Here is a 23382-nt window from a genome sequence, read left to right as displayed (position 1 = left end):
AATTGAATATGAGATTCGATTTCATGTCTCAAATCTCATATCTAATATCTCAAACCTATTTTTTTCTGCCGATTACTTTTTGCACAGCTTCAACAATGTTTACAGCATCTAAGCCATATTTAGACATTAATTGATCTGGTGTTCCGCTTTCTCCAAAAGTATCATTAGTGGCTACAAACTCTTGTGGCGTTGGCAATTCGGTAGTTAACAAACGTGCTACACTTTCACCTAAACCACCAAATTTATTATGCTCTTCGCAAGTAACCACACAACCAGTTTTTTTAACTGATTTTAAGATGGCTTCGTCATCTAAAGGTTTAATGGTGTGGATATTGATAATTTCAGCATCGATACCCAATTCAGCTAATTTTTCGCCAGCTTCGATTGCTTTCCAAACCATATGGCCTGTAGCAATAATGGTAACATCTGTTCCTTCGTTAACCATCCAAGCTTTACCGATCTCAAATTTTTGATCTGGATCTGTAAATACAGGGATTACCGGACGACCAAAACGTAAATAAACCGGACCTTCGTATTCTGCAATGGCCATAGTTGCCGCTTTAGTCTGGTTGTAATCGCAAGGATTGATTACTACCATTCCTGGCAACATTTTCATTAAGCCTATATCTTCTAAAATTTGGTGGGTTGCACCATCTTCGCCTAAGGTTAAACCTGCGTGAGATGCACAGATTTTAACGTTTTTATTAGAATAAGCTACCGATTGGCGGATCTGGTCGTAAACACGGCCTGTAGAAAAATTGGCGAAAGTACCTGTAAAAGGAATTTTTCCACCAATGGTCATGCCTGCTGCAATGCCGATCATGTTTGCTTCTGCAATACCAACCTGTGTAAAACGCTCAGGAAAATCTTTAATAAAAGCATCCATTTTAAGTGATCCAACTAAATCGGCACATAAGGCAACCACATTTTCGTTTTTCTTTCCAGCCTCATGTAAGCCAGCTCCAAAACCCGAACGTGTATCTTTTTTTTCTGTATATGTATATTTTTTCATTGTTTTTTAGATATGAGATATGAGATTTTAGACGTGAGATTAGGCGACAATTCGTCTCAAATCTCGTATCTATTGTCTCAAATCTAGTTTAATAGTCCCCTAAAGTTTCTGGTAATTGCGCTAACGCTGCTGCCAACTGCTCATCATTAGGCGCTGTACCGTGCCATTTGTGTGTGCCCATCATATAATCTACACCAGCACCCATTTGAGTACTCATTAAATTTAAGATCGGTTTACCTTTTCCGGTTAGTGTTTTGGCATAATGTAAGCCCTCAACGATTGCTTGCATATCGTTACCATCGGTATTAATCACATGCCAGCCAAAAGCTTCGAATTTAGCCTGTAAATCATCTAAAGCAAGAACTTTACTTGTAGGGCCATCAATTTGCTGTCCGTTATAATCAACTGATGCAATTAAATGATCTACTTTATTAAAAGGGGCGAACATTGCTGCTTCCCAGTTTTGTCCTTCCTGTAATTCTCCATCACCCAATAAGGCGAAGATGAGAGACTTATCGCCGTTTAATTTTTTGGCTAAAGCGGCTCCAATAGCAACCGATAAGCCCTGACCTAAAGATCCTGAAGCAATACGGATACCTGGTAAATGCTCATGGGTAGTAGGGTGACCTTGTAATCTAGAATCTAGTTTACGGAAAGTTGCCAGTTCACTTTTATCGAAATAACCAGCGTGAGCTAATGTACTATACCATACCGGAGAAATGTGTCCGTTCGAAAGGAAGAAAAGATCTTCACCAGCACCTTCCATTGTGAAGTCTGTTTTGTGGTTCAATACTTCAAAATATAAAGCTGTAAAAAAATCCGTACAACCAAGCGATGCGCCTGGGTGACCTGATTGACATCCGTGAACCATTCTTACGATATCTCTTCTAATTTGAGAGGCAATATCTTCTAGCTCTTTAATTGTATGTTTCATTAAAATAAGAGGTTGTTGTTACATAGCAAAGGTAATATTTTACCTGCTATATCATAATTAGTTATTAATTAAATCGAGTACTTGTTGTGTTGAGTTTTTTGTGTCAACTTTTTTGATGATATGGGTAATTTTTCCATCACCATCTATAATGAAAGTAGTGCGTACCGTACCCATGTATTTTTTGCCGTACATATTTTTTTCTGCCCAAACTCCATAGTCATTTACAATTTTCTGGTCGGTATCGGCAAGCAGGGTAAATGGTAAGTTATGCTTGGTAACAAACTTTTGGTGCGATTTTTCATCATCAACACTAACACCTAAAACCACAATGCCTTTTGCTTGTAAGCCCTGATAGTTATCCCTGAAATCACAAGCTTCGGCTGTACAACCTGGTGTATCATCTTTAGGGTAGAAATACAGAACAACCGTTTTGCCTTGATAATCGCTCAAAGAAACTTCAATGCCGTTTTGATCTTTTGATGTAATTGCCGGTGCCTGGTCACCTTCCTTTAACGCTGCCATATTTATAATGATTGAATTTTGAATGTTATAATAATTGAATAATAGTGCATGCAATTTAAACAGTTTAAGCTATTATACTGTTCAATTTATGTTAAAAGAAAACATTTCTTGGACTAAATTGTGAAAAATTGATATTAATATGGTCACGAAATCCAATAATGCTATACATCTTGTCCCTATCTAAAAAATGTTACTGTGTATTTGCGGGTATTCTCTTTCATGTCTGTCACAACTAATTCCAGGGTATGCTTTCCTGAAGCTGTTCTTTCATCAAAGCTGTGCCAAAGCGTTGCTGTTTTAGTGTCAAATTCCATTAATGCCCATTTGCCATCGATATAGCCATTAAAACTTTTTATCCCTGATAAATTATCACTGATCCTGAAAAATATTTTAGATAAACCTGCCATGTTTTTTCCCTCAGCAATATTTACAGGTACTATCCTTGGCGCAAGGGTATCTGTAGCGATATAAAAACTGCCGAAGTTTTTTGGAGTGGCCTTAACATAGCCATTCTCGAAAAACCCGCCCTGAGATGAACCATTGCTATTTACAATTAGGGCTTTGCTTCTTAAGTTTTCCGGAAGGTTATCAGCCTTGATTGAGATATCGAAACCGACATGCAATGGCGTATACCTATTGTGAATCTGATGTACAGCCGACCAGGCATTTCCCGTCGGTTTAGGCAACTTTTTATAAGTGAAATTTAAATCGCTGTACAATGTCCCCAGTGGGAAAACTACTTTAATATCATCGGTATTAAATTCATTCACCTTATTATACGGATAAATTATCCCAGCTGGAATAACTGGCGCTGCAAGAGGTGCACTACCTGCATTTACGGTAAAAGGTAGAACAGACGAGTTCCCTTTCGCATCAGTTATGATGTAGCGCAGTTGGTGTGAAGCACCGTCATTGAAATTAATCCTACCACTATTTACCAAACCGCTGTAAATTTTTAAAGGGTTGCCGGGTTCGACAAAACTTTTCTGGATACTTCTTTTGGTATTTAAATAAGTTGGGTAATCAATGTGCGAGTTGATGGCCTTACTGTCTTCAAACGCAAAGCGTTCAAGGGCAGAAGTATATATTTTCTTGCCGTCAACCTCCAGTTGGATCGAATACACCCCGTTGGTGCCCGATAAACCATTATGCCGATCGGTTACCACGATGCCGAAGCCAACCTCACCTGTTAAACTGATGGGGGCTATGGTTTTATAACTGCCGTTTGCTCCGCTAATGCCGATGGCTTGTTTAGGTGTATTTTCGTTAAAGGTTTTGCCATTTAAACGGTATACATACAAACCATGAATAACAGGCGGAATGTTATCGGGTATGATGATTCCGAAAAATTGCGGGTTTATGGTTTCTTCTGTTTTGGTATCTCTGATTTCGAAATGCAGATGCGGACCGCCTGAACTGCCACGGTTACCAGACCAGGCAATAATCTCGCCTTTATGTACCGGAATTAATGTGGCATCGGGAAACTCATCAATCTCAAACGATTTTTTTTCGTACTCAAGGTTTTTAACAATGGTTGCAATTTTGGGAGCAAACCGTTGAAGGTGGCCGTATACTGTAGTGAAACCATTAGGGTGATTGATGTATAGCGCTTGTCCGAAACCACTGTTCTGAACCCTTAACCTCGAAATATACCCATCTGCAACGGCATAAACAGGGTAACCTTCCCGTTGATTGGTCCTGAAATCAATTCCAGAATGGAAGTGATTGCCGCGGATTTCGCCAAAAGAACCCGCAAGGGCAGGAGGGCTGATATCCAAAGGTTGTCTGAAATCTGTAATCGGGTATTTATTCGTACTGTAAATCTGTTGCGCCTGAGCAAAAGTTGAAGCAAATAAAAGGCAGATCGAAACCAAAAATTTTAACTTGTACTGGATCGGGATTTTAATCATTCGTTACTTTACATCAAAATTTAAAAGTTGCTTTCCTTCTAACCAGGCTTCCAATTTATCGCCTTTATTTATTTTTCCTACACCCTGCGGTGTTCCGGTAAAAATTAAATCGCCTTTTTTTAAAGTGATATATTGAGAAACAAAGCTGATTATCTTCTCGAACGAGAATAACAAATCTTTAGTATGGCCTACCTGGTGGCTTTCTCCATTTATCTTCAACTCGAAATTTAGGTTGTAAAGATCTTCAAAATCACTTTTAGGATGAAAGGTACTGATGGGCGCCGAGTTATCAAAAGCTTTGGCAAGTTCCCATGGCAATCCTTTTTCTTTATGTTTGGCCTGGATATCGCGTGCGGTAAAATCGATACCTAATCCCACTTCATCATAATAATTAGCGGCGAATTTTTCGGCAATATGTTTTCCTTCTTTACAGATTTTTAAAACCACTTCTAATTCGTAATGTACATCATCAGAAAAATCGGGCAGGTAAAAAGGTTTATTATCTTTTAAAACAGCTGTATCAGGTTTCAGAAAAATTACGGGTGTGGTTGGAACCGGATTGTTCAGTTCTTTTGCATGTTCGGCATAGTTTCGGCCAATGGCGATGATTTTCATTCTTAAGAATATGAAATATGATAAAATAGACGGGAGTTAAATCCACATCAATCAAAAATAGAAAAGAAAATGGTGTTATAAAACTGAGATCCGTTTTACTTGGCTTTCAGAACCGGCAATAACCCTCAAAAAGTAAATACCGGGATTAATTCTGTTTGGAATGACGAAACTTTTGGTCTGTTCACCTGCATTTAAGCGTTCATTTGAAAGTGTTGCCACTTCATTTCCCAATAAATCGATGATTTTGATTGTAGTCTGTGTGCCATCTTTTCCGATAGATAAGATAATATTTAATTGATCTTCTACAGGGTTCGGATATATTTTTACAATGGTTAACAATTTATCCTTTGCTACAACCGTTGTATTTTTTGGAGTTGTGGAGTAAGCATTGAACATTCCAGAGCCGCCAACGGTCATGTAAAGTGGTTTGTAAGGCGTAATATTGGCTTTAATTTCAGGAATTCTGCTTACTTTTTTTGTTCTGTTTTTTAAGCTAATGTGAATGCTATCAGCTTGTTGCGCCCAAGAATTTACGCCGCACAGTAAGACAATGCACAATGTGCATGCAAGTTTTGTGAGGAACGTTATCTTAGCGTAGAGTTTCATCAAATTGGTATAGCAAATGTATTAATTTAAAACAAAGAAATTAAACATTTTGTTTAAAACCCATAATTTAACACAATTTAACAATAAAATTTAATTTTCATAGTGTTAAAAATACACAATAATTTGGTTGTTAAATTGTTATAGTTAGTTTACTTTTGCCGCACTAAAATAATCAACGAAGTGTCAAATCATAAAAATGTCAACGCGTTAACCGCCGGCGGGGTTCTAATTAGTTTAGGAATTGTGTTCGGTGACATTGGTACATCTCCATTATATACCTTAAATGCAATTTTTACAACTATTTTAGGCGGTAAACAGGATATAAATCCCACAAACGTTCTTGGTGTACTATCCTGCATTATTTGGACATTAACCCTACAAACCACTATTAAATATGTTATTATTACCCTAAGGGCCGATAATAAAGGTGAGGGTGGTATTTTCTCTTTATTCTCGTTGGTACGGAAAAAAGCGAAGTGGCTGCTTGTTCCAGCCGTTGTTGGTGGTTGTGCATTACTCGCTGATGGTATTATTACCCCCAGTATTACCGTAACATCGGCAATTGAGGGACTTACCAATAAGTTTGAGGTACCGGTTATTCCAATTGTACTAACCATTTTAACCATCTTATTTATTATCCAGCAGTTTGGAACCAATTTGGTTGGAAAGCTTTTTGGGCCCGTAATGTTTGTTTGGTTTGCTGTTTTGGGTGTTTTGGGTATGTCTTTTATTGTTAAAGATTTTACTATCCTAAAGGCATTTAACCCTTACTATGCCATTCATTTACTGGTTACCAATAAACTAGCATTTTTAATTCTGGGTGGTGTATTTTTATGTACAACAGGGGCTGAGGCCTTATATTCCGACTTAGGCCACTGTGGTAGAAATAACATCAGAATCAGTTGGATTTTTGTGAAATTAACCCTTATTCTAAACTATTTAGGACAAGGCGTTTGGATTTTGCAGAACAGTGGAAGTTATATTCCAGGTGCAAAAATGAATCCATTTTTCCAGATCGTTCCAGATCAGTTTCAAATACCGATGGTGATACTGGCCACTATGGCGGCAGTAATTGCGAGTCAGGCTTTAATCAGCGGATCTTTTACCTTAATTGCTGAGGCTGTACGTTTAAACCTTTGGCCTAAAATTAAAATTGTTTACCCATCGGTTTCTAAAGGCCAGTTATACGTTCCCTCTATTAACTGGATGTTATGGATTGGTTGCTGTGGAATTGTACTGTTGTTTCAAAAGGCAGAGAAAATGGATGCAGCCTATGGTTTATCGATCACCATAGCGATGTTAATGACCACCATTCTGGTTAGTTTTTATTTGAGAAGCAGACGCTTCCCGAAATATTTAGTTGCGATATTCTTTTTTACTTATGTAATTATTGAAGGCACATTCTTGATCAGTAATTTAACCAAATTCTTGCATGGTGGTTGGGTAACAGTATTAATCGGTTCGTTATTGTTTACCGTGATGTGGAGTTGGTTTGTGGCCCGTAAAATCAAAAACCGTTTTGTTAAATATGTCGAAATTGAGGATTATTATGAGATTTTAACTGAACTGAGCGGAGATGAATCGGTTCCGAAATACTCATCTCAACTGGTTTATTTAACCAGTGCCAACTTTAAAACTGAGATCGAATCGAAAATTATTTATTCCATTATACAAAAGGAACCAAAACGTGCCGATGTATACTGGTTGGTACATGTTGATGTAATGGACGAGCCTTATACCTTAGATTATAAAGTTGAATTCCTGATCCCGGGAAAACTGATCAGGATTGATTTTAGATTAGGTTTCAGGATTGAGCAACGTGTAAATTTGTTGTACCGTAAAGTGGTTGAAGAGTTGGTGAAGAATGGAGAAATCGATATCACCAGTCAGTACACTTCGTTAAACAAACATAAAATTGCCGGCGATTTCAGGTTTGTTCTTTTAGAAAAACATTTATCTAAATTTACCAAGTTGAGTTTCTATGAAAGACAGATTATGGATTATTACTTTATCCTTAAAAAATTAAGTTTATCAGAAGAGCGGAGTTTTGGTCTGGATAGCAGTTATGTTGATGTAGAGAAAGTGCCGTTAATTTTCGTTACACCAGATGATATTGAATTGAACAGATTGCCGGTTTAACTGATGAGAACTGCGATTTTAATATTGGGCATCAGTTTGTTTATAGCTGGACCCATAGCTAAACTATACCATTTCGATCATGCCAATAATTATATGATTGCATCTGGATTAGGGCTGGTTATGATTACTGCGCTTGCCTTTATAAAGAAGAAATAAATTGAATCCTCTTTCCGTTTAAGAAAGGGGATTTTTTGTTAGAAGTACATTTGTGAGATCGTCACCCTGAGCTTATTTCAGGGGGGCTTGCCCCGAAGGCTATCGGTCGGTGTCTCACCGACCGACAGGACTATGGGATTAGACGACAGGTTCGATAGGCGAGAGTCCGACTAATAGATAGGTCACTACACCAAGGCTATCGGTTGGTGTTTCACCGACCGAAATACCTAATCTCTGAAATCAGTAAGAATCCCGAATTCATCAATCCCTGTTTCGTAGAAGCTCGCACTACTCCATTTATAATCTTCTGGTTGAGTACATAAATTCCATTTTTCTCTAGTTGGATTATCATGTATATAATCGAGTTTTTGTATCAGGGTGTCCTCTTTGCTCAAAGGGATGGCCAGTGGATCTCTTTTCCAAAACCGAAATATTCTATCATTCTTTTGTGAACGGTATTGGTTTATAAGTGGAGGGTTATTAACTAACAAATACCTCCTGAACTCGTGCGCTGTAAATTTTGTAAAGCTAGCTGCAGGAGCTTCCTTTCCGTTTAATTTCAACATATTCCAGATTAAATGAATGTGGTTGGGCATAATCACATAGCCATATACTTCAATAAGTTTTTGATTGACTAAAAATTTCAGCGAATTTATGATGATCATTTTTAAGTTATCATCATTTAATAGATGTGTAAAGTCACAGATGGTATCTGTATAGAAATATGGATAGTTGTAATCCATTTGTCCCTGTCTTTTATGGAAGATATGCATTATTTAGTTTAGTGTTTAAGTTGCAGGGATAACTTAAACTCAAGATACAAAAAATGATAATAATTGTTGTGAAATTTGATTCGGTCGGTGAGACACCGACCGATAGAATTGTTATATAGTATCCCTAAACCTCCTGATTTGCCAGTTTACTATGCCTGTAACCATAGGCAAAGTAAACCACCAGACCAACTACCAGCCAGATACCGAAACCGATCCAGTTCGAAATGCCAAGCTCGCACATCATATACAAACAGCTGATCAATCCTAAAACCGGAATTAACGATAAGTTTTTGGTGATGCAATAGTAAGTGATGACCACGCAGATGATCAGGAAAATCCACATTGGAATTTTATGCTTAAATAGACTCCAGCCGCTTTCGTATTTCTTTTCTACCGATACTTTTGAGGCTGAAATAAACTGTTCATAACGGTCAGCAGGTAGTGCACTTAAATAAGATTCTGCATCTACCTTTTCTGCTAAAATAATTTGAGGCGCTGCATTTTTAACAATTTCCTCCTTAACTATTTTCAGTTCATCGCCACTTAAAGAAGTAACAAATGTTACCGTTTGGATGGTTTTAGGAGAATTGAAAAAGAAAGCTTTTGTTTCTTTCCCATATTTTGTAAATGCAAAAATTACAGTCGCAATTAAAACAATAGGTACAATAAACTTACTGTTTACATAAGGTATTTTGAATTTTCCACGCTGTACATCAGGCCTGTTCTGTAATACTAAAACTCCTGCGCAAACCAGTACGAAAGCGAAAAGTGTTCCGATGGAACACAGGTCGGTAACGATAGTAAGATTCATAAATAACGATGGTACAGCCACCACAAAGCCTACCACAATGGTTGCAAACGAAGGTGTTTTATATTTAGGGTGGATTTTTGAAAAAGATTTTGGTAATAAGCCATCTCTGCTCATGCTCATCCAGATACGTGGTTGTCCCATTTGGAAAACCAAAAGTACACTGGCCATGGCAAATACCGCACTTACAGCAATAATACCGCTCATTAATTTTAAGTTAATCTGATCAAAAACGAACGCTAACGGGTCGCCAACTGCTAAAGTATCTGATTTAACGATACCGGTTAAAACCAGCGCAATAGCCACATAAAGGATGGTACATATAATAATCGCCCACATCATTCCACGGGGTAAATCGCGCTGCGGGTTTTTACACTCTTCGGCCGTGGTAGAAATGGCATCGAAACCGATATAGGCAAAAAATACTGCTGAAACTCCCTTTAAAACCCCAGCAACGCCGTTCGGAGCAAATGGATCCCAGTTTTTGGTATCTACATAAAATATACCCACCGCTAACACTAAAAGAATTACTGCAAGTTTAACCACTACCATAGCGTTACTGGCATTGCGACTTTCTTTCATGCCGCGGTAGATTAACCAGGTAATTAAAATGATAATGCCCAGGGCAGGAATATCTGCAACCAGGTGAAAATCACCTATTTTTGGAGCGGTGAGCCATGCATTATTGGCCAAAGCTGTAGCCGAATCTAAATCTGCCAGGTTTTTGCCAGCCGCCAAAAGTGCTTCAGCATGTTTATGCCCGTTGTAGGCACTCAAATAATCCATCGTCATCCAATCGGGTACATGGATACCATTTATGCCCAGGGGTGGTATTTTTATGGTGGAGAGTAGTCCTGTAAAGTAATCAGACCAGGATATGGCTACAGTAATATTACCGATGGAGTACTCCATAATGAGCGACCACCCGATAATCCAGGCAACCAGTTCGCCGAAGGCTACATAAGAATAGGTGTAAGCACTACCAGAAACAGGTACCATTGAAGCAAACTCTGCATAAGCAAACGCCGCAAAACTACAGGCTACTGCTGTAAAAATAAATAAAAAGATTACCGCCGGACCACCATCTGCACTTGCTTTGCCAATCGTACTAAAAATTCCTGCTCCAATAATTGCTGCAATTCCAAAAGCTGTTAAATCGCGTACTCCAAGTGTTTTATGTAATGTATTTTCATGGTCGCCATAGCCTTTTGCCGCATCTTGTAATATCTTGGAAATAGATTTTTTTCTGAATAGCTTTTCGAACATCTTTTGTTTGCTTGTTTCCTCAAACTTATAAAAAGTTTGGTTAAAAACGTTTAAAGCAGGATATAATTTTCGATACACCACAATCTGGTAGGCAAAATCCCATAGAAAAGGCTGGCAATTATTAGATTAAAGTAAAAAAATGTAATTATTTGGCTAGAATAATCCTTTGTTTGATTCGCATAATTTTAGGCTAAATGAAACAGCTAATTTTGGTGTCAATAATCAGTAAGGCAAGTAAAACAACATATGTCTTGTTTGATTGGAATATTTACATACCATTACAATACCAATATGAATGCAGATCTAGCACAAATAAAATACATCAAAGAACGTCACCAGGGTTTGGCTACTTTACTTGCCTTTGCCTTAATTCCATTGTCGGGTTTTGCTACCGATATTTATATCCCCTCATTACCTACCATGGCTGGCGAAATGCAGGTAAGCAACGTTCAGGTTCAACTTACACTCAGCATTTTTCTAATTAGCTATGGGGTTGCACAACTTTTTATCGGTAGTGTACTTGATAGTTTTGGAAGGTATAAAATCTGTTTATACTCATTAATAATTTTCGCTGCAGCAAGTATCATCATTGCAACTACCCATAATATTTACCTGATTTATTTAATGCGCATTATCCATGGTCTTACTGTAGGCGCAATTGTAGTGGCCAAACGAGCGTACTTTGTTGATCTTTTTGAGGGCGATCAGCTAAAACATTACCTGAGTTTGTTTTCCATCATCTGGTCTACCGGACCAATCGTAGCACCTTTTATTGGTGGTTACCTGCAAACAGTATTTGGTTGGGAATCTAATTTCTATTTCCTGGCTGGTTTTGCACTTGTTTTTGCATTGCTGGAGCTGCTGTTCAGTGGCGAAACATTAAAGCATTTTACCGATTTTCAATTGAAAAAGATAACAGGTATTTATGTCGAAATGATTAAAACAACAAGCTTTACCTTAGGTATCGTGATGTTGGGTTTAGCCTATTGTATGGTGATGGTTTACAACATGACCGGTCCGTTTATTATTGAGCACCATTTTAAATTTTCTCCGGTTATTGCAGGTTATACTTCCTTATTTTTAGGCTTTGCGTGGATGGTTGGAGGCTTTATCGGCAAGGCCACCATTAACAGGCCTTTCTTTAAAAGATTAATGATCAACTCGCTGTTTCAGGTGGCTTTTGTAGTCCTGATGATTATAAGCTTAAATTTTGTTTCTAATCTCTGGTCGTTAATTTTCTTCGCTTTTTTAATCCATGTAGGAGCAGGCTTTACCTTTAATAATTACTTTACTTTCTGTCTGAGCAAATTCCCGAAAAACGCAGGCATTGCGGGTGGACTAACAGGAGGAATTACCTATGTAATTGTTTCTTTTTTGAGTTATGGCATTGTAAACCTGATCCCCGCTAAAGATGAACGTAACCTAAGCTACAGCTATCTGATCATGATCCTGCTATCAGTACTGGTGATGTTTATTATTCTTAGAATTAGGAAAAAGGATGAAGCCTAAGTAGTCGTTATTGGGAATGTGTATTTTTTGAAGAGCAGCGTCTGCATTTCATAGGAGGGTTCTGTCCTGCTGTCCGTTACAATCCTTTTGGGGGAATTTTGGTGAAAACAAGGTATCTAGTACCCAAAAGGGATTTTCACTTCCATCAGGTCTATTCAGTTGGGTACAGCAGATAAAACATTGGTATTGATTATCGAAAAAATGTGAGTAATCCTGGCGCTGCATTTTTCTGTGCCTTCTGTGTTTCCGTGGCAAAACTACAACAAACAAAAAAGCCGTGGCAAAATGCCACGACCTCTAAATTATTTTACGATGAGGGGAAAAGCCTTCCACCTTCTATCCTTTTACCTCTCTTATCCCAGTTTCTCCAGTTCTGTTTTCACAAAACTTGCCAGTTCTTTCACATACTCGGCACTGAAATCAAATTTAATTCCTGCAGTTTCATATATTTCATTCATTGGTTTGGTATAACCTAATGAAAGTGCCGCTAAGTATTGATTTAAAGCCTTTTCTGGATTTTCTTTATAGTTTTTCCAAACGGCAATGGCACCTAACTGGGCAATTGCATACTCAATATAGTAAAACGGAACTTCGAATAAATGAAGTTGTTTTTGCCAGCCATTTCCAAATTGTTGTTCTAAATCTGTCCAATCGGCAAAACCAGCACCAAAACGGTTAAAAATCTGCTTAAAGGTTTCCTCGCGGTCAGCAGCAGTATGGTTAGGGTTGGTGTAAATCCAGTGCTGAAACTGATCAATTACAGCAACCCATGGTAAAGTTTTCAAAACATCAGCCAGCTGTTCTTTTTTAGCACGGTTTAAGTCTTCTTCGTTGTCGAAATAAACATCCCAGTTATCCATAGAGATGAGTTCCATACTCATCGATGCCAGTTCGGCTACCTCAGATGGGCAGTGTTTAAAATCGTTTAGCTCTAAATCTGCGGTTAAAAAAGTATGTACCGCATGACCGCCTTCGTGAACCATTGTGGTTAAATCGCGCAACGAGTTTGCCGAATTCATGAATATAAACGGGGCTCCTGTTTCGGCCAATGGGTAATTGTAACCACCTGGTGCTTTACCCTTTCTGCTCTCTACGTCAAAAAGGTTATTGGCTTTCATAGTTGCCAATTTAGAGCCCAATTTTTCATCAATGGCATTAAAGCAGGCAATACTTTTATCAATCAGCTCTTCGCCGTTGTTAAAAGGTTTCAAAGCCGGTTTGCCACTAATGCTTACTTCTAAATCCCAGGGTTTTAATACTTCCAGTCCTAAAGCTTCTCGGCGTTTTTCGGCCTGCTCTTTTAAAATCGGTACGATTTCTTTTTCAATGGCATTGGCAAAATCGTAACAGTCCTGTGGCGTATAATCGAAACGGCCTAAAGCCTGGAACATGTAATCGCGGTAGTTTTCAAAACCCGCATTTAAGGCAACCTGGTTACGTAGTTTAATCAGTTCATCAAACAGCACGTTTAAATCATCTTTATCAATTAAGCGGCGTTGCTGGATCGTTTTCCATGCATTTTCGCGTACCTCGCGGTTTAAATCTTTGATAAAGATCGAAGCTTGCTCTAAAGTGTATTCCTGGCCGTTTAGCTCAACGCTCATGGCGCCTGTAATGCCCTGGTATTTTTGTTGTTTCACCTGTAATTCGGTAAACAGCTCAATATTCTCATCGCGGTAAAGCTCTAACGCTTTTTTGATCGCACGGCTGTAAACGAAATATTTTTCTTTGTCCAGGTTATCCAAAAAAGGACTTTCGACAAATTTTTTGTTCAGTTCGTTGGCTAATGGAGAAATCTTCGGCTCTATTTCAGTTGCAAAATATTGGAAATTTTTAACCAGCTCTTCATTTGCGGTATCGCAACTCATTTTAATATATCTCCAGGCAAAATCTTCTTCTAAAGCAGCTTCAAGCTCCGAACGGTCTTTTAACCAGTGTTCTAACTCAGCTGTGCTGGTTATTTCGCGGTTTTGCAGTTCGGTAAAAAGTGGTTCTAAATTCTCCCAGGTAATGTTTAGTTCCTGTGGAATATATGTTCTAGGTTTCTTAGTTATAATCATGTTTTTATAATTATTGAATGCAAGAAGGATTTAATTAGCGAATGATGGAATCAATGAATGTTGAACATTCTATCATTCAAAACTCAATCACTCACCCATTCAGTCTTTACTCATTTTTATTTATGTCTCAAATACGCATCTATTAAAAAACATATGGCAAATACTACCGAAGCATAACCGTTTAAGGTTTGAAACGCCCTGTTTACTTTGCTGATATCATTTGGTTCTACCAGTAAGTGCTGATAAATCAACATCGAACAGAAAAACACAATACCTACGTAATAAACCCAGCTAAAGGATGTAAAAAACACAGGTAAAATAACACAGGTAGCAGAGAGTATATGCAACAGCACCGAAACATTCAAAGCATTTTTAATGCCAAGTGCCGATGGGATGGAGTGTAATTTCTCTTCCCGGTCAAATTCTTCGTCCTGTAATGCGTATATAATATCAAATCCGCTCACCCAAAACAATACCGTTAAGGAGTAAAGCACAGGAACCAAGGCAAAATGTCCGGTTACGGCAATGTAAGCGCCAATAGGAGCAAGCGCAAGGCCTAAACCCAATACCAAATGGCAAAGCGCTGTAAATCTTTTGGTGTAGCTATAAAACAAAACCACAAATAAAGCTACAGGCGATAAATAGAAACAAAGCGGATTGATACAGTACGTGGTAATGGCGAAAAGTACACAATTGGCGATTACGAAAATAAGCGCTTCGTTTGCCGAAACTTTACCTGCAGGGATATCGCGCATTTTGGTGCGTGGATTTTTTGCATCAATATTTCTGTCCAGGTAACGGTTAAAAGCCATGGCCGAGTTTCTGGCAAAAACCATACATAGCAAAACTAAAATCAGTTTATACCAGGAAAATGGGTTTTCTGTTGTGGTTACGCCCAAAAAGAAACCAATCATGGCAAATGGTAGCGCAAAAACAGAATGGGCGAATAATACGAGTGAAAAGTATTTTTTCATTTATTGGAAAGGGTTAACTGTATAAATCGGTTAACTGGTTAATTTGTTATTTTGGTTAATGGCTTATGGTCAAATGGTTCATAGACAGGGTGCTAAAATAGATCATAGTTAATGGCTTATGTTTATATATAGCAAAGATCATAAGTTAAATTCAATTTTGCATCACGCTATTGGCAACTAGACCAAGGACTATGAACCATCGACCAATGAACTAATGGCCAATGAACCATCTAAAACTTCTTATAATCTGTTGGTACAACAAAATCCTTATTTACTTCGTAGATGAAATTTAAAACATCATCTTTTCCGTTTCCTTTTTCTGCAGAAGTGATAAAGGTGGCAGGAATTTCTTCGAAAAACTCACCTAATTTTTTCTTAAAGGCAGCTACATTTTTCTGGGTGGTTGTCATACCCTGTTTATCAGCCTTTGTGAAGATTAGCGAAAAAGGTATCTGTTTTTCACCTAACCAATAGCAAAATTCAATATCAATTCCCTGAGGCTCTAAACGGCTGTCTATCAAAACAAAAACACATTGCAAACTCTCTCTTTTGGTGATATAGGCGCGGATAAATTTCTCCCATTTCTCTCTGCTGGTTTTAGAAACCTTGGCATAGCCATAACCCGGTAAATCGACAATGTACCAGGCATCATTAATTAAAAAGTGATTAATTAACTGTGTTTTTCCCGGGCGTTGAGAGGTTTTGGCTAATCCATGTTGATTAACCAACATATTGATTAATGAAGATTTACCCACGTTAGAGCGGCCAATAAATGCATATTCGGGCATAGTTGGTGCTGGTAGTGCCGAAATCTGGGTGTTGCTGCAAACAAATGTTGCCGTTTTGATAATCATAGTGCAAAGGTAGGGTTTTGAGTCCGAAGTCCGAAGCCGGAAGTCTGAAGTCCAAATTGGTAACCTTTTTTATCTGATTTTTGACACTACACTGAATACTTTGCGCCAAAGACTCCGGACTCCGGACTAAAGACTCCCGACTTTTATCTATCTTTGCCCATATCATGAATCAGAATATCACCCCATACCAAGTAGAAGATGCAACTAAAAAGGAGCAGGTTGCAACCATGTTTAACAATATTTCGGGTACCTACGATTTTTTAAACCATTTTCTTTCTTTAGGGATTGATGTATTATGGCGTAAGAAAGCCATTAAAGAACTGGTTTCCATCCACCCGAGAACTTTGCTTGATGTAGCTACAGGAACTGGCGATTTTGCCTTTGAAGCCATTAAAAAACTTCATCCCGAAAAGGTAATTGGCGTTGATATTTCTGAAGGTATGTTAGAAGTAGCCAAGAAGAAAATTAACGAGCGTAGTTTAAACGAAGTTTTTACCGTTCAGGTAGGCGATTCTGAAGGTCTGCATTTCGAAAATGATACTTTTGATGCGATTACCTGCGCTTATGGTGTGCGTAATTTCGAAAACCTCGAAAAAGGATTAGCCGATATGTACAGGGTATTAAAGCCCAACGGGAAAATGGTGATATTGGAATTTTCGAAACCAAAGGTTTTTCCGGTAAAACAATTGTATAGTTTTTATTTTAAACAGGTAACGCCTTTCTTTGGGAAACTATTTTCTAAAGACCACAGAGCCTATACCTATCTGCCAGAATCGGTAGCAGCTTTTCCTGACGGAGAAGATTTTACCAATCTGATGGAAAAAGTTGGCTTTAAAAGTACCAAACAAAGAATTTTAACGTTTGGAATAAGTTCGATATATGTAGGAACCAAATGATCAGAAAATTAAGCCTCATTCTTTCACTTTTTATTATTTCTACAAGCACCTTTGCTCAAAATTGGGGTGGTGGAATAGATGATGAAGATTGGAGTTTTGGTTTTAATTTCCAGTATATCTCAGCCGAATACAAAATTCTTAAAAAACAAAATTGGAGATCGCCTTTTTATGAGGTGCCAAATTCCCTGGATCCTTCTTACGATCCAAATTCGGGCATTCCGGTTACCTCAACATTAAATTCCATTTCTAGTCCACCGTCTCAAGGTTTTGGATTGGGTTTTGTAATGAATAGAATGATCTCTGATAACTTCGATATCAGGGCAACACCCTCCCTTATTTTTAGTGATAGGGTGGTAACTTACGAATACGAACCTATGGCGCCGATCAACGTGGGCAATGGGCAAACGAAAAACTTTCAAACCGTGGTAGAAAGAAAAGTGCAGGCTACCATGTTCGAATTTCCGTTAGGCCTAAAGGTGAAGTCGAACCGGATGAACAATTTCAGGGCTTATTGGTTAGGCGGTGCTAAGTATTCGATAGATATAGCTTCGAAAAAGAAAACCTTCGATGAAGGAGAAACACCCGTAAATAAGTTTTTAAAAAATAAAAGAAATTACCTCTCGTACGAAACAGGTATTGGTTTCGATATTTATTTCGAGTATTTCAAAATGTCGCCCGAAATAAAACTCTCGTATTCAACCAGCGATTTGCTTCAGCACGACAATACGGTTTATGCCAATCCGATAGATAAGTTGAAATTACGTCAATTAACATTCAGTTTGATTTTTCAATAGTCCTGCAATCCAAAAAAACTTACCTTTGTTGGTGTAGGTAAATCAAAGATGGTATCTTAAAGCATTACCGAGACTTAAAATTCATAAAAATGTCTAAAATCGCATTAATTACAGGCGCAACTTCTGGTATTGGCGAAGCTTGCGCACATACATTTGCACAACAAGGTTATAATCTGGTATTATTGGCACGAAGAGAAGACCGGTTGGCAAAAATTGCCCATCATTTAGAAGACAAGTATGCCATTACCATCAAACAGGTTTTTGCCGATGTCCGCGATAAAGAAAGTCTTACCGCTGCTTTAGAAGTTTTGCCAACAGAATGGAAAAAGGTTGATGTTCTGATTAACAATGCGGGTTTAAGCCAGGGTTTAGATCCAATTGATAAAGGGGATACCAACGATTGGGACACCATGATTGATACCAATGTAAAAGGTTTGCTTTATGTAACCAAAATTGTTTCAAACTGGATGATTCCAAACCAATCAGGCCATATTATTAACATTGGCTCTATTGCCGGAAAAGAAGTTTATCCAAATGGAAACGTATATTGTGCCAGCAAACATGCTGTTGATGCTTTGAGTAAAGGTATGCGTATCGATTTATTGCCCCACGGCATAAAGGTTACTGAAATTAATCCTGGCATGGTAGAAACCGAATTTTCGGTGGTGCGCTTTAAAGGTGATGAAGACCGGGCGAAAAAGGTATACGAAAACCTGGAGCCACTAATTGCCGACGATATTGCAGATGCCATTTGGTACGTAGTAAGCAGGCCAAAACACGTTAACATTAACGACATGCTGATTATGCCTGCCGCACAGGCTACAGCAACAATTATAAACAGAACCCCCTAGCCCCCTGGAGGGGGAATTAATACCGGGAGGAAATAACAATATATTTTTTTTATTTTAAACTAATGAAAGGAAAGCCCCTTTAGGGGTTTGGGGTTAAAAATGATATCAAACACAATAGATCAGGAAATAAAAAAAGCCATGTTGGCTAAAAACAATGCACAGTTAAGAGGTTTAAGAGCAATAAAAGCAGCTTTACTTTTAGCTAAAACAGAGAAAGGATCTTCAGAAGAAATTACGGAAGAAACTGAACTTAAAATTCTTCAGAAACTGATTAAACAACGCCGCGAATCTGCTGATATTTACAAGCAACAAAATCGCGAAGATCTGTACCAGGTAGAAGAAGAAGAAATTGAAGTGATTAATCAATTTTTGCCAAAACAGTTAGACAGGGCAGAGGTTGCTACAATTATCGAGGCTGTAATCAAACAATCTGGTGCTACGTCGGTTAAGGATATGGGGAAGGTAATGGGGATGGCAAACAAGGAACTTGCAGGTAAAGCCGATGGTAAATTAATTGCTGAGATTGTTAAAGAAAAACTAGCTTAATTGAGGTAGAGGGCATAACGGTGTAAGGTAGAAGGTCAATAATCGCTGGCCGCTTATCGCTCTACGCAATGCAAATAACGTTTTTATACCGTTTTCCATTTTATTTCAGAAAAATGGCATAGAAATGCATAAATTTAATTTTACTCTACTAACTTAGTAGCACAATACCACCTAGAATATATATGACCTACCCGATAATAGAAGAAGACGGATTTAAATACATCGAAGCTGGAACAGGCGAGACACTGGTATTGCTACATGGCCTAATGGGCGAACTAAGCAATTGGGAACTGGTTATAGAACAGTTTAAAGATCGCTATCGAGTAATTATCCCAATTTTACCAATTTACGATTTGCCTATTTTAACATTGGGCGTAAAAGCATTGTCGAGATATCTTCATCGCTTTTTAAAATATAAAAGTTTAAACCAGGTAGTGCTTGTTGGTAATTCGCTTGGTGGCCATGTGGGTTTAGTATTTACGGTTGCCCATCAGGAGTTTGTTAAAGCCCTGGTACTAACAGGTAGCTCTGGTTTATATGAAAATGCTTTTGGAGGGTCTTTCCCGCGCAGGGAGAGCTATGATTACATTAAGGAAAAAGTAGAATTTACTTTTTACGATCCTGCAACTGCAACCAAAGAACTGGTTGATGATGTTTTTAAAACGGTTAACGATAGATCGAGGGTGATTAGGATTTTAACCATGGCAAAATCGGCAATCCGCCACAACATGGCTAAAGAACTGTCGAAAATTACCATACCGGTTTCTTTAATATGGGGTAAAAACGATAAGGTTACACCACCAGAAGTGGCAGAAGAGTTTCATGAATTGTTGCCGAATTCGGAATTAAATTGGGTTGATAAATGTGGGCATGCGCCTATGATGGAGCATCCGGAAATATTTAATGCGTTTTTAGAGAAATTTTTAGATAGAATATTGTTAAAATAAATGTTTGCAGCAGAAATCATATCAGATGCAATTCCATCACTAAGGACCGATGACACGGTGCAGAAAGCTTTAGATCGCATGAACGATTTTAAACTAAAGCATTTGCCTGTTGTTAACGAGGTTACTTTATTGGGTTTGGTTTCTGAAGATGATTTACTAAATATTGATAATCACGATACACTTTTAAGCGATAGTGCGGTAAACATACTTAATGTTTTCGTATTGAGTAATGTACATACCTATGATGTAATCAGGTTATTGAGTCAGCTAAAATTAACAGCTGTTCCGGTTTTAGATCAACAGAAAAATTATGTTGGTATAATTTCGATCAATAACATGGTAAATGCCGTGGCCGAGCAGTATGCGGTAAATGAACCTGGAGGAATTATTGTTTTGGAAATAAGTAACCGCGATAATTCTCTGGCACATATTGCACAGATTGTTGAAGCCGATAATGCACAGGTGCTCTCTTCTTACGTGAATTCTTTCGAAGATTCTACACGTTTAGAAGTAACGCTCAAAGTAAATAAAACCGAGATTACTTCATTGGTAGCTTCGTTTGAAAGATATGATTATCTGGTTAAAGAGGTATATAATAACACGCAGATTGATGATGGGTCGCAGGAGCGTTACGATTCTTTCATGAACTATTTAAATGTATAAACCTACTTTATGAGGATTGCAATTTACGGGAGAGATTTTAATGATACGGTTTTGCCCTACGTTCAAGAGGTTTTTAATCATTTAGCCGAACATCATATACAGCCGGTATTATATTCAAAGTTTAAAACATCCCTTCATGGTAAAATTAAGTTGCCTGCCAATACGGTTATTTTTCATAACCATACCGAACTAAAAGAACTTGCTGATGTATTATTGAGCTTAGGAGGCGATGGCACCTTACTCGATACCCTGTCGCTAATCCGCAATTCGGGCATACCGGTAATCGGGATCAATTTCGGTCGCTTGGGTTTCTTGGCCAGTATCAACAAAAATGAAATAGGATCGGCGCTAAAAGCCTTAATTAACGGAGAATATACCTTAGATTCCCGTTCTCTTTTAACTTTAGAATCAGATAATGGGCTGTTTGGAGAAGAGAATTTTGCACTGAACGATATTACTATCCACCGTCGCGATAATTCTGCCATGATGATTATCCATGCTTCAATGAACGATGAGTTTATCAACTCTTATTGGGCAGACGGATTAATTATTGCTACCCCTACAGGTTCTACAGCATACTCGTTAAGCTGCGGTGGCCCGATTATTTATCCTGATTCTGAAAATTTTGTAATTACACCCATTGCGCCGCATAATTTAAATGTGAGGCCGGTGGTTGTACCAGATGATAATAAACTCTCTTTTGAGGTAGAAGCCAGAGAATCGAAATTTTTGGTTTCGTGCGATAGCCGAACGGTCACCGTAGAACGTTCAGTAAAAATTAGCATAAAAAAGGCAGATTTTTGCGTAAATCTTATCCGCCTTAACAATGAAACCTACTTAAACACGTTAAGAAATAAATTATTATGGGGCATAGATACCCGTAACTACTAAGTATGACGCCAACCAAACCTCTGTTAATTCTCCTCTTTTTTATCTTTAGCGGACAAATTCTTCGTGCGCAGGAAGGAACATGGGAAGTAGGGCTAATGGCTGGAGGGGCAGGCTACATGGGCGATCTCAATCAGAACAATCCTTTGCAGATCAGCGGTTTTTCGGGTGGTGCTTATGTAAAGCGGAACTTTAACCAATATTTGGGTGTTCGCTTAAATTATACTTACGGACAGATAAAGGCAGATGATGCCAACTCCAATAATGAGCAGTTCCGCGAAAGAAATCTGCGTTTTAAAACAGCATTAAACGAATTTAGTGGTTTGATCGATTTTAATTTTTTTAACTTCAGTATTGGTGGTGGAACCAGGCAATTCACGCCTTACCTTTTTACTGGTGTTGGTTTAGTTGTTTTTAAACCCACGGTAAAAATTGATGGTGAAAGATACCGCTTAGATCGACTCGCAACTGAAGGTCAGGAAAATGGTTACAGCAATGCTGTTTTAACCATTCCATACGGATTAGGGCTAAGGTACAATTACAAAAATACCTGGAGTGTTTTTACCGAACTCGGTTACCGGACACCACTTACCGATTATATTGATGATGTGAGCGGCCGCTATCCGGTTAATCCTGTAATTGTTGGAAATGGCCAAAATCAGGTCAATTTATCCGATCCTTCACGCTACCAAATCGGACAGGCAGGTACGCAAAGAGGCGATTTTCGAAAAAGGGACACTTATCTATTTGTTAGTGTTGGCATATCTTTTACCTTTGTATCCTCAAAATGCTATTCCTTTTAAGCTGATTTTGACATAATTAATGGGATTTAAAGAACAAATAGACTATAGCCGCCTGCCAAAGCACATTGCCGTAATCATGGATGGTAATGGAAGATGGGCAAAAGGCCAGGGTAAAGTGCGGGTTTTCGGACATGAGCAAGGTGTACTTTCTGTAAAAGACATTGTAGAAGGTTGTGTTGAAGTAGGTATTGAGTACCTTACTTTATATGCTTTTTCTACAGAAAATTGGAACAGGCCCAAAGAAGAGGTAGATGCATTGATGCAGATTCTGATTTCTACCATCAACAAAGAAACCGAAACACTTAATAAAAACAATATTAAGCTTAATGCCATTGGCAATATTGCATCTTTACCTCAAGAATGTATAGATGATTTAAAAGAAGCCATGGAAAAAACTGCCCATAACGAAAAATGTACTTTAACATTAGCGTTGAGCTATAGTGCAAAGTGGGAGATTTTGGAGGCTGCCAAAAAAATCGCATCGGCAGTAAAAGACAATGCCATTTCTTTGGATGATATAAATGAAGACCTGTTTTCATCAAAACTAACAACCGTAAATATACCAGATCCGGAATTGATGATCAGGACCAGTGGGGAGCACCGTATCAGCAATTATCTGCTTTGGCAAATGGCTTATACCGAGTTTTATTTTACTGATGTTTTATGGCCGGATTTCAGACGAGAAGATCTTTTCGAGGCTATTGTAGACTATCAAAAACGCGAACGCCGTTTTGGTAAAATTAGTGAACAATTAAACTAATTTTTCTTTTAACACTTTTTAACAAGCGTTTAAACTAACTTAGCACCACTTTTATACGATAAATGAAACCATAATAAGGGAACAACGTAAAGAAAT

At 38.1% G+C, this 23382-nt stretch carries 23 protein-coding genes; 12 read left to right on the top strand and 11 right to left on the bottom strand.

Annotated elements, in window-relative coordinates; all coding sequences use genetic code 11:
- Positions 1-55: 55 nt before the first annotated feature.
- From ACN9MR_RS17360 to ACN9MR_RS17335, 6 genes are all read right to left on the bottom strand, one after another.
- On the bottom strand, positions 56-1012 hold the full coding sequence (locus ACN9MR_RS17360) for a transketolase family protein (protein WP_029274068.1): 957 nt from the start codon (positions 1010-1012) through the stop codon (positions 56-58).
- 88 nt (positions 1013-1100) lie between these two features.
- Entirely contained in the window at positions 1101-1946 is an 846-nt protein-coding gene (locus ACN9MR_RS17355; RefSeq protein WP_057932756.1) for a transketolase, read from the bottom strand.
- 57 nt (positions 1947-2003) lie between these two features.
- Positions 2004-2468 (bottom strand): thioredoxin-dependent thiol peroxidase, encoded by a 465-nt coding sequence (bcp, locus tag ACN9MR_RS17350; protein ID WP_029274070.1) that lies wholly within the window; start codon positions 2466-2468, stop codon positions 2004-2006.
- 176 nt (positions 2469-2644) lie between these two features.
- Positions 2645-4378, bottom strand: a complete 1734-nt coding sequence (locus ACN9MR_RS17345; protein WP_426325482.1) for a M23 family metallopeptidase — start codon at positions 4376-4378, stop codon at positions 2645-2647.
- A gap of 3 nt (positions 4379-4381) precedes the next feature.
- Complete coding sequence (locus ACN9MR_RS17340) at positions 4382-4993, bottom strand: fumarylacetoacetate hydrolase family protein (protein ID WP_426325480.1); 612 nt, start codon at positions 4991-4993, stop codon at positions 4382-4384.
- Positions 4994-5068: 75 nt separating this feature from the next.
- Complete coding sequence (locus ACN9MR_RS17335; RefSeq protein ID WP_426325478.1) at positions 5069-5599, bottom strand: T9SS type A sorting domain-containing protein; 531 nt, start codon at positions 5597-5599, stop codon at positions 5069-5071.
- 180 nt (positions 5600-5779) lie between these two features.
- Between ACN9MR_RS17335 and ACN9MR_RS17330 the strand changes: the two genes are divergently transcribed.
- A complete protein-coding gene (locus ACN9MR_RS17330; RefSeq protein ID WP_426325476.1) occupies positions 5780-7738 on the top strand; it encodes a KUP/HAK/KT family potassium transporter in 1959 nt (652 codons plus the stop codon).
- Positions 7739-7741: 3 nt separating this feature from the next.
- Positions 7742-7894: a hypothetical protein gene (locus tag ACN9MR_RS17325; RefSeq protein ID WP_426325474.1), complete on the top strand. Its 153-nt coding sequence runs from the start codon at positions 7742-7744 to the stop codon at positions 7892-7894.
- Between the two features lie 227 nt (positions 7895-8121).
- Here the strand turns inward: ACN9MR_RS17325 and ACN9MR_RS17320 are convergent, their stop codons facing one another.
- Together ACN9MR_RS17320 and ACN9MR_RS17315 are read right to left on the bottom strand one after the other, a co-directional pair.
- Positions 8122-8667 carry a transposase gene (locus tag ACN9MR_RS17320; RefSeq protein WP_426325472.1) on the bottom strand — a complete coding sequence of 182 codons (546 nt, stop codon included), beginning with the start codon at positions 8665-8667 and terminating at the stop codon, positions 8122-8124.
- A 124-nt stretch (positions 8668-8791) separates the two neighbouring features.
- A complete protein-coding gene (locus tag ACN9MR_RS17315) occupies positions 8792-10741 on the bottom strand; it encodes an amino acid permease (protein WP_426325471.1) in 1950 nt (649 codons plus the stop codon).
- Between the two features lie 291 nt (positions 10742-11032).
- Between ACN9MR_RS17315 and ACN9MR_RS17310 the strand changes: the two genes are divergently transcribed.
- Positions 11033-12250: an MFS transporter gene (locus ACN9MR_RS17310; RefSeq protein ID WP_426325470.1), complete on the top strand. Its 1218-nt coding sequence runs from the start codon at positions 11033-11035 to the stop codon at positions 12248-12250.
- Between the two features lie 353 nt (positions 12251-12603).
- On the opposite strand, the gene ACN9MR_RS17305 is transcribed toward ACN9MR_RS17310, so the two are convergent.
- The 3 genes from ACN9MR_RS17305 to yihA all read right to left on the bottom strand — a co-directional run bounded on the left by ACN9MR_RS17305 (position 12604) and on the right by yihA (position 16138).
- Complete coding sequence (locus tag ACN9MR_RS17305) at positions 12604-14310, bottom strand: M3 family oligoendopeptidase (RefSeq protein ID WP_426325468.1); 1707 nt, start codon at positions 14308-14310, stop codon at positions 12604-12606.
- Positions 14311-14426: 116 nt separating this feature from the next.
- Positions 14427-15284 carry a UbiA-like polyprenyltransferase gene (locus ACN9MR_RS17300; RefSeq protein WP_426325466.1) on the bottom strand — a complete coding sequence of 286 codons (858 nt, stop codon included), beginning with the start codon at positions 15282-15284 and terminating at the stop codon, positions 14427-14429.
- A 230-nt stretch (positions 15285-15514) separates the two neighbouring features.
- On the bottom strand, positions 15515-16138 hold the full coding sequence (gene yihA / locus ACN9MR_RS17295; RefSeq protein ID WP_426325464.1) for a ribosome biogenesis GTP-binding protein YihA/YsxC: 624 nt from the start codon (positions 16136-16138) through the stop codon (positions 15515-15517).
- A gap of 164 nt (positions 16139-16302) precedes the next feature.
- On the opposite strand from yihA, the gene ubiE reads away from it, so the two are divergent.
- The 9 genes from ubiE to ACN9MR_RS17250 all read left to right on the top strand — a co-directional run bounded on the left by ubiE (position 16303) and on the right by ACN9MR_RS17250 (position 23286).
- Positions 16303-17034 carry a bifunctional demethylmenaquinone methyltransferase/2-methoxy-6-polyprenyl-1,4-benzoquinol methylase UbiE gene (ubiE, locus tag ACN9MR_RS17290; RefSeq protein WP_426325462.1) on the top strand — a complete coding sequence of 244 codons (732 nt, stop codon included), beginning with the start codon at positions 16303-16305 and terminating at the stop codon, positions 17032-17034.
- Complete coding sequence (locus ACN9MR_RS17285; RefSeq protein WP_426325460.1) at positions 17031-17828, top strand: outer membrane beta-barrel protein; 798 nt, start codon at positions 17031-17033, stop codon at positions 17826-17828. The genes ubiE and ACN9MR_RS17285 overlap by 4 nt, the downstream gene beginning before the upstream one ends.
- Before the next feature lie 89 nt (positions 17829-17917).
- The gene (locus ACN9MR_RS17280) at positions 17918-18679 is read left to right on the top strand and encodes an SDR family oxidoreductase (protein ID WP_426325458.1); all 762 of its coding nucleotides are present in this window, start codon (positions 17918-17920) and stop codon (positions 18677-18679) included.
- Positions 18680-18778: 99 nt separating this feature from the next.
- The gene (locus tag ACN9MR_RS17275; protein WP_426325456.1) at positions 18779-19225 is read left to right on the top strand and encodes a GatB/YqeY domain-containing protein; all 447 of its coding nucleotides are present in this window, start codon (positions 18779-18781) and stop codon (positions 19223-19225) included.
- Positions 19226-19407: 182 nt separating this feature from the next.
- Positions 19408-20172, top strand: a complete 765-nt coding sequence (locus ACN9MR_RS17270) for an alpha/beta fold hydrolase (RefSeq protein ID WP_426325454.1) — start codon at positions 19408-19410, stop codon at positions 20170-20172.
- Positions 20173-20835 (top strand): CBS domain-containing protein, encoded by a 663-nt coding sequence (locus ACN9MR_RS17265; RefSeq protein WP_426325452.1) that lies wholly within the window; start codon positions 20173-20175, stop codon positions 20833-20835.
- Positions 20836-20844: 9 nt separating this feature from the next.
- Positions 20845-21726, top strand: coding sequence for an NAD kinase (locus tag ACN9MR_RS17260; protein ID WP_426325450.1), 882 nt, complete (start codon positions 20845-20847; stop codon positions 21724-21726).
- Positions 21727-21728: 2 nt separating this feature from the next.
- Entirely contained in the window at positions 21729-22526 is a 798-nt protein-coding gene (locus ACN9MR_RS17255; RefSeq protein WP_426325448.1) for a DUF6089 family protein, read from the top strand.
- Between the two features lie 19 nt (positions 22527-22545).
- The gene (locus tag ACN9MR_RS17250; RefSeq protein WP_057932775.1) at positions 22546-23286 is read left to right on the top strand and encodes an isoprenyl transferase; all 741 of its coding nucleotides are present in this window, start codon (positions 22546-22548) and stop codon (positions 23284-23286) included.
- Positions 23287-23382 lie beyond the last annotated feature (96 nt).

Origin of the sequence: Pedobacter sp. R-06 (assembly GCF_049913135.1) — a bacterium.
Taxonomy (GTDB): Bacteria; Bacteroidota; Bacteroidia; order Sphingobacteriales; family Sphingobacteriaceae; genus Pedobacter.
The sequence above is the reverse complement of the archived record's forward strand: the minus strand, read 5'-3'. Positions and strand labels throughout refer to the sequence as shown.

Bases quoted from the DNA above. Each gene is read 5' to 3' on its own strand.
- ACN9MR_RS17360 (WP_029274068.1), bottom strand. From the start codon at position 1,012: ATGAAAAAATATACATATACAGAAAAAAAAGATACACGTTCGGGTTTT.
- ACN9MR_RS17355 (WP_057932756.1), bottom strand. From the start codon at position 1,946: ATGAAACATACAATTAAAGAGCTAGAAGATATTGCCTCTCAAATTAGA.
- bcp (WP_029274070.1), bottom strand. From the start codon at position 2,468: ATGGCAGCGTTAAAGGAAGGTGACCAGGCACCGGCAATTACATCAAAA.
- ACN9MR_RS17345 (WP_426325482.1), bottom strand. From the start codon at position 4,378: ATGATTAAAATCCCGATCCAGTACAAGTTAAAATTTTTGGTTTCGATC.
- ACN9MR_RS17340 (WP_426325480.1), bottom strand. From the start codon at position 4,993: ATGAAAATCATCGCCATTGGCCGAAACTATGCCGAACATGCAAAAGAA.
- ACN9MR_RS17335 (WP_426325478.1), bottom strand. From the start codon at position 5,599: ATGAAACTCTACGCTAAGATAACGTTCCTCACAAAACTTGCATGCACA.
- ACN9MR_RS17325 (WP_426325474.1), top strand. From the start codon at position 7,742: ATGAGAACTGCGATTTTAATATTGGGCATCAGTTTGTTTATAGCTGGA.
- ACN9MR_RS17320 (WP_426325472.1), bottom strand. From the start codon at position 8,667: ATGCATATCTTCCATAAAAGACAGGGACAAATGGATTACAACTATCCA.
- ACN9MR_RS17315 (WP_426325471.1), bottom strand. From the start codon at position 10,741: ATGTTCGAAAAGCTATTCAGAAAAAAATCTATTTCCAAGATATTACAA.
- ACN9MR_RS17310 (WP_426325470.1), top strand. From the start codon at position 11,033: ATGAATGCAGATCTAGCACAAATAAAATACATCAAAGAACGTCACCAG.
- ACN9MR_RS17305 (WP_426325468.1), bottom strand. From the start codon at position 14,310: ATGATTATAACTAAGAAACCTAGAACATATATTCCACAGGAACTAAAC.
- ACN9MR_RS17300 (WP_426325466.1), bottom strand. From the start codon at position 15,284: ATGAAAAAATACTTTTCACTCGTATTATTCGCCCATTCTGTTTTTGCG.
- yihA (WP_426325464.1), bottom strand. From the start codon at position 16,138: ATGATTATCAAAACGGCAACATTTGTTTGCAGCAACACCCAGATTTCG.
- ubiE (WP_426325462.1), top strand. From the start codon at position 16,303: ATGAATCAGAATATCACCCCATACCAAGTAGAAGATGCAACTAAAAAG.
- ACN9MR_RS17285 (WP_426325460.1), top strand. From the start codon at position 17,031: ATGATCAGAAAATTAAGCCTCATTCTTTCACTTTTTATTATTTCTACA.
- ACN9MR_RS17280 (WP_426325458.1), top strand. From the start codon at position 17,918: ATGTCTAAAATCGCATTAATTACAGGCGCAACTTCTGGTATTGGCGAA.
- ACN9MR_RS17275 (WP_426325456.1), top strand. From the start codon at position 18,779: ATGATATCAAACACAATAGATCAGGAAATAAAAAAAGCCATGTTGGCT.
- ACN9MR_RS17270 (WP_426325454.1), top strand. From the start codon at position 19,408: ATGACCTACCCGATAATAGAAGAAGACGGATTTAAATACATCGAAGCT.
- ACN9MR_RS17265 (WP_426325452.1), top strand. From the start codon at position 20,173: ATGTTTGCAGCAGAAATCATATCAGATGCAATTCCATCACTAAGGACC.
- ACN9MR_RS17260 (WP_426325450.1), top strand. From the start codon at position 20,845: ATGAGGATTGCAATTTACGGGAGAGATTTTAATGATACGGTTTTGCCC.
- ACN9MR_RS17255 (WP_426325448.1), top strand. From the start codon at position 21,729: ATGACGCCAACCAAACCTCTGTTAATTCTCCTCTTTTTTATCTTTAGC.
- ACN9MR_RS17250 (WP_057932775.1), top strand. From the start codon at position 22,546: ATGGGATTTAAAGAACAAATAGACTATAGCCGCCTGCCAAAGCACATT.